Source organism: Paraburkholderia sp. J41 (assembly GCF_905220235.1).
Classification (GTDB): domain Bacteria; phylum Pseudomonadota; class Gammaproteobacteria; order Burkholderiales; family Burkholderiaceae; genus Paraburkholderia.
In genome coordinates, this window is the sequence record NZ_CAJMZE010000030.1 from 19,513 (window position 1) to 33,855 (window position 14,343).

At 65.2% G+C, this 14,343-nt stretch carries 17 protein-coding genes; 1 reads left to right on the top strand and 16 read right to left on the bottom strand.

Features of this window, described 5'->3' with window-relative positions:
• Positions 1-16: 16 nt before the first annotated feature.
• From U5805_RS24680 to U5805_RS24690, 3 genes are all read right to left on the bottom strand, one after another.
• Positions 17-1,405 carry a cytochrome bc complex cytochrome b subunit gene (locus U5805_RS24680; RefSeq protein WP_322106128.1) on the bottom strand — a complete coding sequence of 463 codons (1,389 nt, stop codon included), beginning with the start codon at positions 1,403-1,405 and terminating at the stop codon, positions 17-19.
• Positions 1,405-2,025 (bottom strand): ubiquinol-cytochrome c reductase iron-sulfur subunit, encoded by a 621-nt coding sequence (gene petA / locus U5805_RS24685; RefSeq protein ID WP_322106129.1) that lies wholly within the window; start codon positions 2,023-2,025, stop codon positions 1,405-1,407. The genes U5805_RS24680 and petA overlap by 1 nt, the downstream gene beginning before the upstream one ends.
• 285 nt (positions 2,026-2,310) lie before the next feature.
• Positions 2,311-3,057 carry a Nif3-like dinuclear metal center hexameric protein gene (locus tag U5805_RS24690; RefSeq protein WP_322106130.1) on the bottom strand — a complete coding sequence of 249 codons (747 nt, stop codon included), beginning with the start codon at positions 3,055-3,057 and terminating at the stop codon, positions 2,311-2,313.
• 19 nt (positions 3,058-3,076) lie between these two features.
• On the opposite strand from U5805_RS24690, the gene U5805_RS24695 reads away from it, so the two are divergent.
• Positions 3,077-4,294 (top strand): Do family serine endopeptidase, encoded by a 1,218-nt coding sequence (locus U5805_RS24695; protein ID WP_322106131.1) that lies wholly within the window; start codon positions 3,077-3,079, stop codon positions 4,292-4,294.
• Between the two features lie 187 nt (positions 4,295-4,481).
• Here U5805_RS24695 and tatC read toward each other — a convergent pair whose 3' ends face one another.
• From tatC to hisD, 13 genes are all read right to left on the bottom strand, one after another.
• Positions 4,482-5,261, bottom strand: coding sequence for a twin-arginine translocase subunit TatC (gene tatC, locus U5805_RS24700; RefSeq protein WP_322106132.1), 780 nt, complete (start codon positions 5,259-5,261; stop codon positions 4,482-4,484).
• Between the two features lie 63 nt (positions 5,262-5,324).
• The gene (tatB, locus tag U5805_RS24705) at positions 5,325-5,900 is read right to left on the bottom strand and encodes a Sec-independent protein translocase protein TatB (RefSeq protein WP_322106133.1); all 576 of its coding nucleotides are present in this window, start codon (positions 5,898-5,900) and stop codon (positions 5,325-5,327) included.
• Between the two features lie 36 nt (positions 5,901-5,936).
• Entirely contained in the window at positions 5,937-6,176 is a 240-nt protein-coding gene (gene tatA, locus U5805_RS24710) for a Sec-independent protein translocase subunit TatA (protein WP_322106134.1), read from the bottom strand.
• 127 nt (positions 6,177-6,303) lie between these two features.
• Positions 6,304-6,672: a histidine triad nucleotide-binding protein gene (locus U5805_RS24715; protein WP_322106135.1), complete on the bottom strand. Its 369-nt coding sequence runs from the start codon at positions 6,670-6,672 to the stop codon at positions 6,304-6,306.
• A gap of 59 nt (positions 6,673-6,731) precedes the next feature.
• On the bottom strand, positions 6,732-7,124 hold the full coding sequence (locus tag U5805_RS24720) for a DUF4870 family protein (RefSeq protein WP_322106136.1): 393 nt from the start codon (positions 7,122-7,124) through the stop codon (positions 6,732-6,734).
• A 50-nt stretch (positions 7,125-7,174) separates the two neighbouring features.
• The gene (locus U5805_RS24725) at positions 7,175-7,543 is read right to left on the bottom strand and encodes a phosphoribosyl-ATP diphosphatase (RefSeq protein ID WP_322106137.1); all 369 of its coding nucleotides are present in this window, start codon (positions 7,541-7,543) and stop codon (positions 7,175-7,177) included.
• Complete coding sequence (gene hisI, locus U5805_RS24730) at positions 7,540-7,971, bottom strand: phosphoribosyl-AMP cyclohydrolase (protein ID WP_322106138.1); 432 nt, start codon at positions 7,969-7,971, stop codon at positions 7,540-7,542. Before hisI ends, U5805_RS24725 begins: the two co-directional genes overlap by 4 nt.
• A gap of 3 nt (positions 7,972-7,974) precedes the next feature.
• Complete coding sequence (gene hisF / locus U5805_RS24735; RefSeq protein WP_322106139.1) at positions 7,975-8,748, bottom strand: imidazole glycerol phosphate synthase subunit HisF; 774 nt, start codon at positions 8,746-8,748, stop codon at positions 7,975-7,977.
• Between the two features lie 369 nt (positions 8,749-9,117).
• Entirely contained in the window at positions 9,118-9,870 is a 753-nt protein-coding gene (gene hisA, locus U5805_RS24740; RefSeq protein ID WP_322106140.1) for a 1-(5-phosphoribosyl)-5-[(5-phosphoribosylamino)methylideneamino]imidazole-4-carboxamide isomerase, read from the bottom strand.
• Positions 9,871-10,056: 186 nt separating this feature from the next.
• On the bottom strand, positions 10,057-10,698 hold the full coding sequence (gene hisH / locus U5805_RS24745; RefSeq protein ID WP_322106141.1) for an imidazole glycerol phosphate synthase subunit HisH: 642 nt from the start codon (positions 10,696-10,698) through the stop codon (positions 10,057-10,059).
• Positions 10,699-10,912: 214 nt separating this feature from the next.
• A complete protein-coding gene (gene hisB, locus U5805_RS24750) occupies positions 10,913-11,500 on the bottom strand; it encodes an imidazoleglycerol-phosphate dehydratase HisB (protein WP_322106142.1) in 588 nt (195 codons plus the stop codon).
• Between the two features lie 58 nt (positions 11,501-11,558).
• A complete protein-coding gene (gene hisC / locus U5805_RS24755) occupies positions 11,559-12,635 on the bottom strand; it encodes a histidinol-phosphate transaminase (protein WP_322106143.1) in 1,077 nt (358 codons plus the stop codon).
• Positions 12,636-12,853: 218 nt separating this feature from the next.
• Positions 12,854-14,173, bottom strand: coding sequence for a histidinol dehydrogenase (hisD, locus tag U5805_RS24760; protein WP_322106144.1), 1,320 nt, complete (start codon positions 14,171-14,173; stop codon positions 12,854-12,856).
• Between the last annotated feature and the right edge of the window lie 170 nt (positions 14,174-14,343).

The following is a 14,343-nucleotide window of genomic DNA, read 5'->3' on the forward strand; positions in this document are numbered from 1 at the left end:
CTTCCTCGCTCGTCGATTAATGGGGCTTGAACCGCACGCGTTCAGGCGGCTGCTTGAACGTGCCAAGCGGCGTCCAGAACGGCATGCCGAGGAAGAACGCGAAATAGACGAGCGCGCACACCTGCGCGATCAGCGTGGCGGCCGGCGAAGGCGGTTTCGTACCGAGGAACGCGAGCGTGAGGAACGCGAACACGAAAATGCCGAGGAATACCTTGTGGAAGAACGGCCGGTAGCGGATCGACTTCACCGGCGCGCGGTCGAGCCACGGCAAAAAAAAGAGCGAAATCACGGCCGATCCCATCACCACCACGCCCCAGAACTTCGATTCCGTGAACGCCATCGCCAGAATCACGAGCACCGCCAGCACCGGCAACCCAACGCGCCACTTGCCGCGCGCGCGCCAGAGCGCGAACAGGCCGAGCAGCGCGATCACGATCATCAGCACGATCTTGAACGGATCGGTGGTCGCGCGCAGCATCGCGTAGAACGCCGTGAAGTACCAGACCGGCGCGATTTCGGGCGGCGTTTGCAGCGGATTGGCGGGCACGAAGTTGTTCGATTCCAGGAAATAGCCGCCCATTTCCGGCGCGAAGAACACAATCGCCGCGAAAATCATCAGGAAGATGCACACGCCCATGAAATCGTGCACCGAGTAGTACGGATGGAACGGAATGCCGTCGAGCGGAATGCCGTTCGCGTCCTTCTTTTCCTTGATCTCGATGCCGTCCGGGTTGTTCGACCCCACTTCGTGCAGCGCGACGATATGCGCCACCACCAGCCCGAGCAGCACGAGCGGAATGGCGATCACGTGGAACGCGAAGAAGCGGTTGAGCGTGACGTCGGAAACCACGTAGTCGCCGCGAATCCACAGCGAAAGGTCCGGGCCGATGAAGGGAATCGCCGAAAAGAGATTCACGATCACCTGCGCGCCCCAGAACGACATCTGGCCCCACGGCAGCAGGTAGCCGAAGAACGCCTCGGCCATCAGGCACAGAAAGATCGCGCAGCCGAAGATCCACACGAGTTCGCGCGGCTTGCGGTACGAGCCGTACATGAGCCCGCGGAACATGTGCAGGTACACCACCACGAAGAACATCGAAGCGCCCGTGGAGTGCATGTAGCGGATCAGCCAGCCCCACGGCACCTCGCGCATGATGTACTCGACCGACGCGAACGCGAGCGTCGAATCGGGCTTGTAGTTCATGGTGAGGAAGATGCCCGTGACGATCTGGTTCACGAGCACGAGCAGCGCGAGCGAGCCGAAGAAGTACCAGAAGTTGAAGTTCTTCGGCGCGTAGTACTCGGAAACATGCGCGCGCCAGGTCGCGGTCATCGGAAAGCGCTTGTCGATCCAGCCTTGCAGGCCCGTCGTCTCCACCACGTCCTTGTCGGTTCCCGTCGCCATCACGCTTCTCCTTTTTCGTCCTTGCCGATCACGATCTGCGTCGGGGACGTGAACATGTACGGAGGAATGTCGAGGTTTTGCGGCGCGGGCTTGTTCTTGAACACGCGCCCGGCGAGATCGTAGGTGGAACCGTGGCAGGGGCAGAGAAAGCCGCCCGGCCAGTCGTCGGGCAGGTTGGGCTGCGGGCCTTCCTGGAAGCGCGCCGTGGGCGTGCAGCCCAGATGCGTGCACACCGCCACGGCAACGAGAATGTTCTGATGCTCGGCGCGCGAGCGGAATTCGTTCTTGCAGTAGGCCGGCATCGGCATTGAAAACGGATGCTCGGAATTCGGGTCGGCGAGTTCCGGGTCGGCCTTCTTGCAGTCGGCCAGCATGCGCTCGGTGCGATTGAGAATCCACACCGGCTTGCCGCGCCACGCCACTGTCATGAGCGTGCCGGGCTGCAAACCGGTGATGTCAACTTCGACGGGCGCGCCGGCGGCGCGGGCTTTTTCGGATGGTGCAAACGAGCCTACGAACGGTACGACGGTGGCCACGCCTCCCATGCCACCCGCTACGGACGTCGCAATCAGCCAGGTTCGGCGGCTGCCGTCGACGCGGTCATTCTCTTTATCTCGCATCACATCGCCCCACTTCTGAGTTGGATTTTTCCGTCACGCCAGCTTACCCGCGGTGCTGCCGAACGCTAGTTTGCGCGAATGGAGTTGGCATTTACAAGGGGCGAACTTGAAAAAGCGACCGAAGTCATTGATATCTCGGGGTTTTCCCGATGGAATAAGGGCCAATTTCTTTATCGTTTTTAAATGTCTCGCGAATAAAAACCATGCTGCATCACGGCAATTCGCGCCAATTGGCCGCTTCCATTTTTTGCAATGGCGCGAGCGCGAAAAGGCTTCGATTCGCGCTCAAACCGGATTGTCGATATCAATGAAAAGATGCTCGATGCCGAATGCTTCCGCCAAGTGACTGCCCACCGCCTGCACGCCGTAGCGCTCGGTCGCGTGATGGCCGGCCGCGAGGAACGCCACGCCGCTTTCCGCCGACGTATGCGTGGTCTGCTCGGAGATTTCGCCGGTGAGGAACACGTCGGCGCCGGCTTCGATGGCCGCGTCGAAGTAGCCTTGCGCCGCGCCCGTACACCACGCCACGCGGCGCAGTTCCCAGTCGGGGTCGCCCAGCACGAGCGGCGCGCGGCCGAGCGTTTGCTCCACCTGCGCCGAAAAGTGCGCGAGCGTGATCGGCATGGGCAGCGTGGTCATCCAGCCAAGATCCTGCTCGCCGAAGCGCTGGTCGCCGATCCAGCCGAGCTTCGCGCCCAGTTGCGCGTTGTTGCCGAACTCGGGATGCGCGTCGAGCGGCAGGTGATAGGCGAACAGGCTCAGGTCGTTCGCGAGCAGCGCGCGCAAGCGCCGGTATTTGCGGCCCGTGACCTGCGGCGCTTCGTTCTTCCAGAAGTAGCCGTGATGGACGAGCACGGCGTCGGCGCCCCACTCCAGCGCGGCTTCGATAAACGCCAGCGAGGCGGTCACGCCGGTCGCGATCTTCTCCACGCGCCGGCGCCCTTCCACCTGCAAGCCGTTCGGGCAGTAGTCCTTGAACCGCGCGGATTCGAGAAGATTGTTCAGATACAATTCAAGTTCGATCCGATCCATATAAACCTCTAATCTTCAGATGCTTAGACGCTTTTGGCTGTTCTTCGCCCAGGCGGTGACGGTGTTGCTGGCGTTGATGTTCATCATCGCCACACTCAAACCGGAGTGGCTGCAACACCAGGGGCAGTTCGGCAAGCAGCTCGCCGAGCCGATCGTCGCGCTCAGGGAGGTCGCACCGGGCATGGGCGGCAGCCCGGCACAAGGCTCCTACGCGGACGCCGCCCAGAAGGCGATGCCCGCCGTCGTCAACGTATTCTCGAGCAAGGACGGGTCGCTGCCGCCCGACCCGCGTCAGAACGATCCGCTGTTTCGCTACTTCTTCGGCGACCGCAACAACAATCGCAAGCAGCAGGACCAACCCGCGGCGAACCTCGGGTCGGGCGTCATTGTCAGCCCGGACGGTTACATTCTAACGAACCAGCACGTCATCGACGGCGCGGACCAGATCGAAATCGCCCTGTCCGATGGCCGCACCACCAACGCGAAGGTGATCGGCATCGACCCGGAAACGGACCTCGCGGTGCTCAAGATCAACCTGCCTAACCTGCCCACCATCACGCTCGGCCGCATGGATCAAACGCGCGTGGGCGACGTGGTGCTCGCCATCGGCAACCCGTTCGGCGTGGGCCAGACGGTCACCATGGGCATTATCAGCGCGCTCGGCCGCAATCATCTGGGCATCAACACGTTCGAAAACTTCATTCAGACCGATGCGCCGATCAATCCCGGCAACTCGGGCGGCGCGCTCGTCGACGTGAACGGCAATCTGCTCGGCATCAACACGGCGATTTATTCGCGCTCGGGCGGCTCGCTCGGCATCGGCTTTGCGATTCCCGTGTCGACGGCGCGCAGCGTGCTGGAAAGCATCATCACCACGGGCTCGGTCACGCGCGGCTGGATCGGCGTGGAGCCGCAGGACGTGACGCCCGAAATCGCCGAATCGTTCGGGCTGAACCAGAAGTCGGGCGCGATCGTCGCGGGCGTGCTGCAAGGCGGCCCGGCGGACAAGGCCGGCATCAAGCCGGGCGACATTCTCACCACCGTGAACGGCGAGCAGATCACCGACACCACGCGGCTTCTGAACGTGATCGCGCAAATCAAGCCGGGCACCGAAGCGAAGGTCCACGTGGTGCGCAAGAACAAGGACATGGATCTCGACGTGCTGATCGGCAAGCGCCCGCCGCCGCCGAAACACCCGGAGCAGGAAGACGGCGAAGGCGACGACGACGGCGGTTGAGCGCGCCGCCGCGCGAGGCGAGCCAGCGAGAGCAGCGAACGCCGCGAGACAAAGCGGCAGATAAATCGGCAGATAAATCGGCAGATAAATCGGCAGATAAAGCGGCAGACAAACCGGCGAAGCAAAGCAAAAAGGCCGCGAACCTTTACCGGGTTCGCGGCCTTTTTGTCGGGCGCCGATGCGAGAGCTAACTCGCCGCCTGCTCCTCGTCGGCGATTTTCTTTTCGCCGGAGCCGATGAAAATGCGCGCCGCGATGATGCCCGCCTCGTAAAGCACGATGAGCGGCAGCGCGAGAATGAGCTGCGAAAACACGTCGGGCGGCGTGACCACGGCCGCGACCACGAATGCGCCCACGATCACGTAAGGGCGAATCGACTTGAGCTTCTTCACCGTGACCACGCCCATGCGCACGAGCAGCACGACGACGATCGGCACTTCGAACGTCACGCCGAACGCAATGAACATGGTGAGCACGAAGCTCAGGTAATTGTCGATATCGGTCGTCATCTCCGCGCCGAGCGGCGCGTTGTAGTGCGCCATCACGCGGAAAATAGTGGGAAACACCACGAAATACGCGAACGCCATGCCGCACAGGAACAGCGTGTAGCTGCTCGCGACCAGCGGCGCGACGAGCTTCTTTTCGTGCTGATACAGCCCCGGTGCGACGAACGCCCAGATCTGGTACAGCACGACCGGCAGGGCGATCACGAACGCCACGAGCATCGTCACCTTCATCGGCACGAAGAACGAGCCGGTCACGTCGGTAACGATCATCTTGCCGTCTTTCGGCAGGTTGTTCATGAGCGGTCGCGCGAGCAGGCGGAAGATGTCGGGCGCCCAGTACACGAGCCCCACGAACACGACGATGACCGAGATGCCCGCGCGGATAATGCGGTCGCGCAGTTCGACGAGATGCGAAATGAAGGTCTCTTCCGAGCCTTCCGGGTTTTGCTGGGGGTCGCTCACGCCGGCCCTCTGTTGGATTGGGAGATACGCTGATTCGAACCCATGCGCAGGCGTCGCACGGCGTCAGAAGAAGCGCGTGGGCCGGCGCAGGCTGGCCGGCGTGTGCTGCGCGACGCGCGCCGCGCCCGACTGCACGCGCGTGCGGCGCAACGTGGCGCGCTTGTACCACGCAGGCGTGGCGGCTTGTTTCACGCGCCAGTTCTTGCGTTTGGGCGACGACGAAACCGCGCTGCCCGCGTCGCCGGAACGCCACGACGAGGCCGTATCGGCGGAATCCGCCACGGCCGCTTCGAGGCTCGCCGCGTCGGAGCCCGGCAAATTCGCGCCGCCCGCAATGCTCGGCGACACCGAGGTGCCCGCGTTCCACGCGTCGTTCAGCTCGGTTTCGTGCTTGCGCAGATTGTCGTGCACGCTCTTTTCGACGTTCTGCGCCGCGGATTCGAATTCGGTCCGCATGCGGCGCAGCTCGTCGAGTTCGATCTCGCGCGTGACTTCCGCCTTGACGTCGTTGATGTAGCGCTGCGCGCGCCCGAACAGCGCGCCCGCCGTGCGTGCGACGCGCGGCAGGCGTTCCGGTCCGAGAACGACGAGCGCGACGACGCCGATCAGCGCCATCTTGGTGAGACCGAGATCGAGCATGAATCAGCCTTGAAGGGAAAGAACGACGGCCCGCGCTTAGCGGTAGTCGTTCGAGCGCGTCGTCTTGTCCTTCGCTTCGACGTCCACCGTGCCGTTAGGCGGCAGTTCGCGTTTCTGCGCGTCGGCGGCCGGCGTCTCGCTCTCGCGCATGCCTTCCTTGAAACCCTTGACCGCGCCGCCCAGATCGCCGCCGATATTGCGCAGCTTCTTCGTGCCGAATACGAGCGCCACGATCAACAACACGATCAGCCAATGCCAAATGCTCAACGAACCCATGATCGACTCTCTCCTTGAACCCCGCCGCCGCGCGCGGTGCGCGGCGGAAAAAATCTTGCCTTAAGTGTATGGCGCGCGCGTGGCATGCGACCCCGCATTCCGCGCACGCCACGCGTGCCCGCTGCCTTTAGCCCATGCGCTGCCACGGCCGCGGGCCGGCCAGCAGATGCGCGTGCAGATGATAGACCTCCTGCCCGCCGCCGGGACCGGTGTTGACGACCGTGCGATAGCCCGTTTCGCCGCCCGTGTACGACACGCCCAACTGCTTTGCGAGCTGCGCGACCAATACGAGCATTCTACCAAGCAGCGGAGCGTCGCTTTCTTCGCAGTCGGCGAGCGTGGCGATATGCCGGCGCGGAATCACGAGCACGTGGGTTTCGGCCGCCGGCCGGATGTCACGGAAAGCGACGAAGTCGTCGTCTTCGTAGACCCGCGTGCTGGGAATCTCGCCGTCGGCGATCTTGCAGAAAAGACAGGTGCTGCGATCGTGGCTCATGGTGCTCCTGCGAGCGTGAAAGCGCGATTAAGGCGCAACCGGGCGCGATCAGGCGCCGTTCAAAACCAGCCGCGCGGGTCGCGCAACGGCTTGTTGTCGTACAGATACAGCCAGCCTTTGATGATACGGTACAACGTCCAGATTGCGACAGCCCATAAAACCGGAATGCCGATCAGCACGAAAATCAGCGCCGCCCCGATCAGGTGCCCCGCGAGCCCGAGCCAGAACGTGCGGATCTGCCAGGTGAAGTGCTGCTCGTAAGGCGTGCCCGCCGCCTCGTCGCGCTTCACGTAATTGAGAATGATGGCGATGAGCACCGAAACGCCGCCCGTGAGCCAATACACCGCATAGAGCCCGTAGAGCACGTGCGTGAAGGTGCGCAGGCTGCGCAGCCGCTCCGCATCGAGCGAATGGCGGTACACCGTGGGCGGATAGTCGCGCGGCTCGGACATGCTGTTCTCTCCCTCGTTGAGGCGCGCCGCGACGGCGCGCGCTGCCGGGCTCAGTCGCCGTTGGCTTCGCGCTCGCGGCTCTTGCGCAGCGCCTTTTCCTCGAGCCCCGAAAGGCCCTCGCGCCGCTCCAGCTCCGCCAGCACGTCGGCGGGGCTCAGGTCGAAATGCGACAGCGTGACGAGGCAGTGGAACCAGAGGTCGGCCATCTCGCCCACGAGCGCCTTCTTCGCGCCGCCCTGGCGCACGTCCTTGGCGGCCAGCACGACTTCCGTGGCTTCCTCGCCGACCTTCTTGAGCACGGCGTCGTCGCCCTTGTGGAAGAGGCGCGCGACGTAGGAAGCGTCGGGGTCGCCGCCCTTGCGGCCGTCGAGCACGGCCGCAAGGCGCAGCAGCGTGTCGTTAGAGTTCGGTTGCGTCATTTGTAAATGTGTTCGGGGTCTTTCAGCACGGGATCGACGGCGACCCAGCGGCCTTCGTCGACGGTGCCTTCGAATTGCTGGAAAAAGCACGAGTGGCGGCCCGTGTGGCACGCGATGCCCGACACCTGCTCGATCTTGAGCAGCACGACGTCTTCGTCGCAGTCGAGGCGAATCTCGCGCACGTGCTGCACGTGGCCCGACTCCTCGCCCTTGAACCACAGGCGCTGGCGCGAGCGCGAAAAGTACACGGCGCGGCGCGTTTCGACCGTTTTGGCGAGCGCCTCGCGGTTCATCCACGCGAACATCAGCACGTCGCCGGTCGCGGCTTCCTGGGCGATCGCGGGCACGAGGCCGTCGGCGTCCCAGTTGACCTGATCGAGCCAGCCGGCCTTGGGCGTGTCGCCCGTTACAGGATCTGCATTGCTCATGACTTACGTTCTCACCGAAATGCCCTGGTCGGCCATGAAGCGCTTCGCCTCGCCGACCGTGTGCTCGCCATAGTGGAAGATGCTCGCGGCCAGTACCGCGTCCGCGTGGCCCTTGACCACGCCGTCCGCGAGATCCTGGAGGCCGCCCACGCCGCCCGAGGCGATCACGGGAACCGGCACCGCGTCGGAGACCGCGCGCGTGAGGTCGAGGTCGAAGCCGCTCTTGGTCCCGTCGCGGTCCATGCTCGTGAGCAGGATTTCGCCCGCGCCGAATTCGGCCATCTTGCGCGCCCATTCGATTGCGTCGATGCCGGTGGCCTTGCGCCCGCCGTGCGTGAACACTTCCCAGCGCGCCGCCTCGCCCGGCGCCGAGGCGCGCTTGGCGTCGATGGCGACGACGATGCACTGCGAGCCGTATTTGTCGGCGGCGTCGCGCACGAGCTGCGGATTGGCGACCGCCGACGAATTCATGCTCACCTTGTCCGCGCCCGCGTTGAGCAGGCGCCGCACGTCGGGGACGGCGCGCACGCCGCCGCCCACCGTGAGCGGAATGAAGACCTGCGAGGCCACGGCTTCGATGATCGGCAGGATCAGGTCGCGCTGATCGGAAGTCGCCGTGATGTCGAGAAAAGTGAGCTCGTCGGCGCCCTGCTCGTCGTAGCGGCGCGCGATTTCGACGGGATCGCCCGCGTCGCGCAGTTCGACGAAGTTGACGCCCTTCACGACGCGCCCGGCGGTCACGTCGAGACAGGGAATGATGCGTTTGGGTAGAGCCATGATCTTGCGATGCCTGGTTTGGCCGCTTCGGCCGCTTGGGTCGGTTGGTCCCGATTTGTCCGTTTCGGGTCCGATTTGTCCGTTTCGGGTCCGTTTCGGGTCCGTTTCGGTCCGCTTCGTCGGTTCGGGCCGCGTCGGTCAATTTGGGCCGGATTCGACCGGGTTGGATCTCGTTTGGCGGAACGTCGCTGCCGCGGCGCATTCCGTGCGTGCTCGCGGCCGGCGTCGCGCCCCGGCCAGCTTGCGCGGGCGCGTCCGCCGCGCCGCTCGCTGTCGCGGCTTGTCGAGAAATTCCGCCGCGCGGGCCGCCTCGACATGCACGGCCACGCCAAAGCAAACGGCCTCCATGACGGAGGCCGGCTTGCCGCGTTATGCGTCGTCCGATTCGCGCAGGCTGTCCGCGCGCGTCTGCGCCTCGGCGAAATCGAGGTCGCCCGAGTAAATCGCGCGGCCGCAGATCACGCCTTCGATGCCTTCGTCCTCGACTTCGCACAGCGATTCGATGTCGGCCATGTTCGAGAGGCCGCCGCTCGCGATGATCGGAATCTTCACCGCGCGCGCGAGGCGCACCGTGGCTTCGATGTTGATGCCTTGAAGCATGCCGTCGCGGCCGATGTCGGTGTAGATGATCGATTCGGCGCCGTAGTCCTCGAACTTGCGCGCGAGATCCACGACTTCATGGCCCGTGAGCTTGCTCCAGCCGTCCGTGGCCACCTTGCCGTCCTTGGCGTCGAGACCGACGATGATATGGCCCCCGAACGCCGTGCAGGCTTCCTGGAGGAAACCCGGATTCTTCACGGCGGCGGTGCCGATGATCACGTACGAAAGGCCGTCGTCGAGATAGCGTTCGATGGTGTCGAGGTCGCGAATGCCGCCGCCGAGCTGAACGGGGATTTCGTCGCCGACTGCGCGGATGATCTCGCGAATCGCGTCTTCGTTCTTCGGCTTGCCGGCGAACGCGCCGTTCAGGTCGACGAGGTGCAGCCGCCGCGCGCCGCGCTCGACCCAGTGTCGGGCCATGGCCGCCGGTTCCTCGGAGAAAATCGTCGCCTGGTCCATATCGCCTTGTTTGAGGCGCACGCAGTGACCGTCTTTGAGATCGATGGCCGGAATCAGCAGCATAGCTTCGGGTGTGTCTGGGAGTGAGGTTGGAGTCGCGGCGCGGGCGGAAAAAAGGCCCATCCGACGCCGTTTCGCTAGTTTAGTACAACTCTTTCGGCGGCCTTGCTGGCGCAAATCGAATACCCGCGCGAGTTGCGCGCGCGGCACGGGTTGCGCGGGCCGGCCCGCGAGGAGCGCCGCCCGATGTCAGGGATTCCAGTGGACGAAGTTGCGATAGACGCGCAAACCGGCCGCGGCGCTCTTTTCCGGGTGAAATTGGGTGGCGAAGATGTTATCCCGCGCCACTGCCGAGGTAAAGGGCGCGCCGTACGGCGTCTCGCCCACGGTGTGCGCGGCGTCCGCGGGCACCACGTAGTAGCTGTGCACGAAGTAGAAGAAGCTTTCGTCGGGCACGCCGTCCCAGAGCGCGTGCGCGCGCGACTGGCGCACGCGGTTCCAGCCCATCTGCGGAACCTTGAAGCGCGAGCCGTCGTCCTGGATGCGGCCTTCGAGGTCAAAGCGCAGCACTTTGCCGGGCAGGAGACCGAGGCCCTTCGTGTCGCCTTCGGCGCTCCAGTCGAACAGCATCTGCTCGCCCACGCACACGCCCATCAACGGCTTGGTGCGCGAGGCTTCGATCACGGCATCCTGCAAGCCGGATTCCGCGAGGCTGCGCATGCAGTCGGGCATCGCGCCCTGACCGGGCAGCACCACGCGGTCGGCCGCGCGAATCGCCTCGGGGCGCTCGACGATGGCCACGTCCGCTTCCGGCGCGGCCTGCCTCAACGCCTGGGCCACCGAACGCAGGTTGCCCATCCCATAATCCACAATCGCAATTGAAGTTTTCATCTCGAATCCGGCCGTCTCGGCTCGCGCGATGCCTGCATGACCCGCGAGGTTCCGGCGTTGCCCTTGGCTATGCGGGCGTGCGCCCGCCTTCGTGTGCTCTCAAATCCGTCAATGTACGCGAGCCGGCGCGCGGCGGCGGCACGGCGTGTTGCCGGCGCGACACGCGGCTGCAAAAGGCGGCAACGGAAACCCGCCCGCGTCGGCTGCGCCTCGCTTACAAGCTGCCCTTCGTCGACGGAATCCTGCCCGCCTGGCGCTCGTCGAACTCGGCGGCCTGGCGCAGCGCGCGGCCGAACGCCTTGAACACCGTTTCCAGTTGATGATGCGCATTCAGGCCGCGCAGGTTGTCGATATGGAGCGTGACGCCCGCATGATTGACGAAGCCGCGGAAGAATTCGATCGACAGGTCGACGTCGAACGTGCCGATTCGCGCGCGCGTGAACGGCACGTGGAATTCGAGGCCCGGACGGCCCGAGAAGTCCACCACCACGCGCGAGAGCGCCTCGTCGAGCGGCACGTAGGCGTGGCCGTAGCGGCGAATGCCCTTCTTGTCGCCGATGGCCTGCGCGACCGCCTGACCGAGCGTGATGCCGACGTCTTCGACCGTATGATGGTCGTCGATATGCGTGTCGCCATGCGCTTCGACTTCCAGGTCGATCAGACCATGTCGCGCGATCTGGTCGAGCATGTGATCGAGAAACGGCACGCCGGTCGCGAGCTTCTGCTCGCCGGTGCCGTCCAGATTGAGTTTCACGCGGATTTGCGTTTCGCTGGTGTTTCGAACGACTTGCGCGACGCGCATGGCAATTTCCTTCAAACAGCCCGTAACGGAGAGTGGGGAGAGCGAAGCGTGCGCGTTCTTACTTCAGCACGAGCTTCAGGGCGGCGACCAGTTGTGCGTTTTCGTCGGGCGTTCCCACCGTCAGGCGCACGCAATTCGCCAGCAATGGGTGCATTTTACCCACGTTTTTGATCAGGACCCGCGCGGACAAAAGCGTGTCGTACACGGCGGCGGCGTCCGGCACGCGCACGAGCAGGAAGTTGCCCGCGCTGTCGAACACCCGCGCGCCCGGCAATCCGGCCACTTGCGCCGCGAGCGCCACGCGTTCGGCGCGCAATTGCGCGGCCTGGGCGTCGAGCACGTCGACATGATCGAGCAGGAAACCGGCGGCCGCCTGCGTGAGCACGTTGATGTTGTAGGGCGGCCGCACCTTGTCGAACTCGTTGAGCCACGCGGGGCGCCCCGCAAGATAGCCGAGGCGGATGCCCGCGAGCCCGAGCTTCGACATCGTGCGCATCACCACCACGTTGTCGAACTCGCCCGCGCGCGGCATCCAGCTTCGCATCGCGAACGGCTGATACGCCTCGTCGATCACCACGAGGCTCTTTGCCTGCGCGGCCGCCGCGATCACGCGCTCGATCTCCGCGTCGGCGTACAGCGTGCCGGTGGGATTGTTCGGATACGCGAGCCAGATCACGGCGGGCGCATGTTCGGCGACGGCGGCGAGCATGGCGTCGACGTCGAGCGCGAAGTCGGCCGTGAGCGGCACGCCCACGAACTCGAGCTGCGCGAAGGTCGCCGACATCGCATACATCACGAAGCCCGGGACCGGCGCGAGAATCTTCGCGCCCGGCTTCGCGCACGCCGTCGTGATCATGCTGATGATCTCGTCGGAACCGTTGCCGAGCAGCACGTCGCAGTCGGCGGGCACGCGCATCGCGGCCTTGAGCTTCGCGAGCAGCGCCTCGGGGCGCGGCGCGGGATAGCGGTTGAGCGCGACCTGCGCGAGATGCGCGCCCAGTTGCGCGGCGAGGTCCGCCGGCAGCGCATACGGATTTTCCATGGCGTCGAGCTTCACGAAGCCGGAAGCGTCGGGCACCGGATAGCTCGTCATCGCGAGCACGTCGCGACGGATGATGTCTTGTGGTGTCGTCATGTTTCGAGGCAGCCCGCGCATTGCGGCCGCCGGCACGGGCGGCTCGGTGCGCCGGCCGCCCTGGTTATCGTCGTGGTCTCTCTCGTGCGCGCGCGAGGCCGTTCGGCCCGGTCGCTACGCTCTCCGAAGCATTTGCGCCGGGCCGGCACACGCCGGCACGGCAAACGTCGACAAAGCGGCACATCCAGCGCCGTCCGCCGGTTCGGGTTACATCGGCATCACTGCGGCTTCATGCGGTATTCGGCACTGCGGGCATGCGCCTGCAAGCCTTCGCCGTACGCGAGTTCGGCGGCGATCTCGCCGAGCGTTTGCGCGCCTTCCGCACTCACTTCGATCAGGCTCGAACGCTTGATGAAATCATAAACACCGAGCGGCGACGAGAAACGTGCGGTACGAGACGTAGGCAGCACGTGATTCGGTCCCGCGCAGTAGTCGCCGAGGCTTTCGCTCGTGTAGCGGCCGAGGAAGATCGCGCCCGCGTGGCGGATTTCCGCGCCCCACTTCTGCGGCTCCAGCGCCGAGATTTCGAGGTGTTCGGGCGCGATCTCGTTGGCGATCGCGCAGGCTTCGGCCATGTCGCGCACCTTCACGAGCGCGCCGCGATTCGTGAGCGAGGTGGCGATCACGTCGCGGCGCGGCATCGTCGGCAACAGTTCGTCGATGGCGGCTTCCACGCGCTTGATGAACGACTCGTCGGGGCACAGCAGGATCGACTGCGCGAGTTCGTCGTGCTCGGCCTGCGAGAACAGGTCCATCGCCACCCAGCGCGGGTCGGTCGTGCCGTCGCAGATCACGAGAATTTCCGAAGGCCCGGCGATCATGTCGATGCCGACCGTGCCGAACACGCGGCGCTTGGCCGAGGCGACATACGCGTTGCCGGGACCGCAGATCTTGTCGACGGCCGGAATGGTTTCGGTGCCGTAGGCGAGCGCGGCCACGGCCTGCGCGCCGCCGATCGTGAACACGCGGTCCACGCCGCCGAGCAGCGCGGCGGCCAGCACGAGCGGGTTCTTCACGCCGTCGGGCGTGGGCACGACCATGATGATCTCGCGCACGCCGGCGACGCGCGCCGGAATCGCGTTCATCAGCACGGACGACGGATACGCGGCCTTGCCGCCCGGCACGTAGAGGCCGACGCGATCGAGCGGCGTGACCTTCTGGCCGAGCACGGTGCCGTCGGCTTCGGTGTACTGCCAGCTATGCGAGCCGCACTCGATGCGCTGTTTCTCGTGGTAGCCGCGCACGCGCGCCGCCGCCGCTTCGAGCGCCGCGCGCTGCTTGGGCTCCAGGCTTTCGAGCGCCGCCTCGAGTTCCGCGAACGGCAGTTCGAGCGCCGCCACGCCCGTGGCGCCCAGGCGGTCGAAGCGGTTCGTGTAGTCGAGCACGGCGGCGTCGCCGCGCGCCTTCACGTCGGCGAGAATCTGCGCGACGGAGCGCTCGATGGCTTCGTCCTCGCTCGCCTCGAAGGCGAGCACCGCGTGCAGCGCCGCCTTGAAGCCCGCGGCGCCGGAGTCGAGTTTGCGCATCGTGATAGCCATGCTGGTATCCATCCGTTACGGTTGTGCGCGGCGCGTTTTGAGATGCGCGGCGCGCGGCACGGCGCGAAATTGCGCTGCGCCGCCGGTGCTGCCCGGTATTGCTGTCCGGTATTGCTGTCCGGTATTGCTGCCCGGTATTGCTGCCCGCCTTCCGTGCTGCTCGCGCGGGC

Coding starts and splice junctions, on each gene's coding strand:
- tatA (WP_322106134.1), bottom strand. CDS start 6,176: ATGGGTTCGTTGAGCATTTGGCATTGGCTGATCGTGTTGTTGATCGTG.
- petA (WP_322106129.1), bottom strand. CDS start 2,025: ATGCGAGATAAAGAGAATGACCGCGTCGACGGCAGCCGCCGAACCTGG.
- hisB (WP_322106142.1), bottom strand. CDS start 11,500: ATGCGCGTCGCGCAAGTCGTTCGAAACACCAGCGAAACGCAAATCCGC.
- hisA (WP_322106140.1), bottom strand. CDS start 9,870: ATGCTGCTGATTCCGGCCATCGATCTCAAAGACGGTCACTGCGTGCGC.
- U5805_RS24720 (WP_322106136.1), bottom strand. CDS start 7,124: ATGTCCGAGCCGCGCGACTATCCGCCCACGGTGTACCGCCATTCGCTC.
- hisD (WP_322106144.1), bottom strand. CDS start 14,173: ATGGCTATCACGATGCGCAAACTCGACTCCGGCGCCGCGGGCTTCAAG.
- U5805_RS24690 (WP_322106130.1), bottom strand. CDS start 3,057: ATGGATCGGATCGAACTTGAATTGTATCTGAACAATCTTCTCGAATCC.
- U5805_RS24680 (WP_322106128.1), bottom strand. CDS start 1,405: ATGGCGACGGGAACCGACAAGGACGTGGTGGAGACGACGGGCCTGCAA.
- tatB (WP_322106133.1), bottom strand. CDS start 5,900: ATGCTCGATCTCGGTCTCACCAAGATGGCGCTGATCGGCGTCGTCGCG.
- U5805_RS24725 (WP_322106137.1), bottom strand. CDS start 7,543: ATGACGCAACCGAACTCTAACGACACGCTGCTGCGCCTTGCGGCCGTG.
- hisI (WP_322106138.1), bottom strand. CDS start 7,971: ATGAGCAATGCAGATCCTGTAACGGGCGACACGCCCAAGGCCGGCTGG.
- U5805_RS24715 (WP_322106135.1), bottom strand. CDS start 6,672: ATGAGCCACGATCGCAGCACCTGTCTTTTCTGCAAGATCGCCGACGGC.
- hisC (WP_322106143.1), bottom strand. CDS start 12,635: ATGACGACACCACAAGACATCATCCGTCGCGACGTGCTCGCGATGACG.
- U5805_RS24695 (WP_322106131.1), top strand. CDS start 3,077: ATGCTTAGACGCTTTTGGCTGTTCTTCGCCCAGGCGGTGACGGTGTTG.
- hisH (WP_322106141.1), bottom strand. CDS start 10,698: ATGAAAACTTCAATTGCGATTGTGGATTATGGGATGGGCAACCTGCGT.
- hisF (WP_322106139.1), bottom strand. CDS start 8,748: ATGGCTCTACCCAAACGCATCATTCCCTGTCTCGACGTGACCGCCGGG.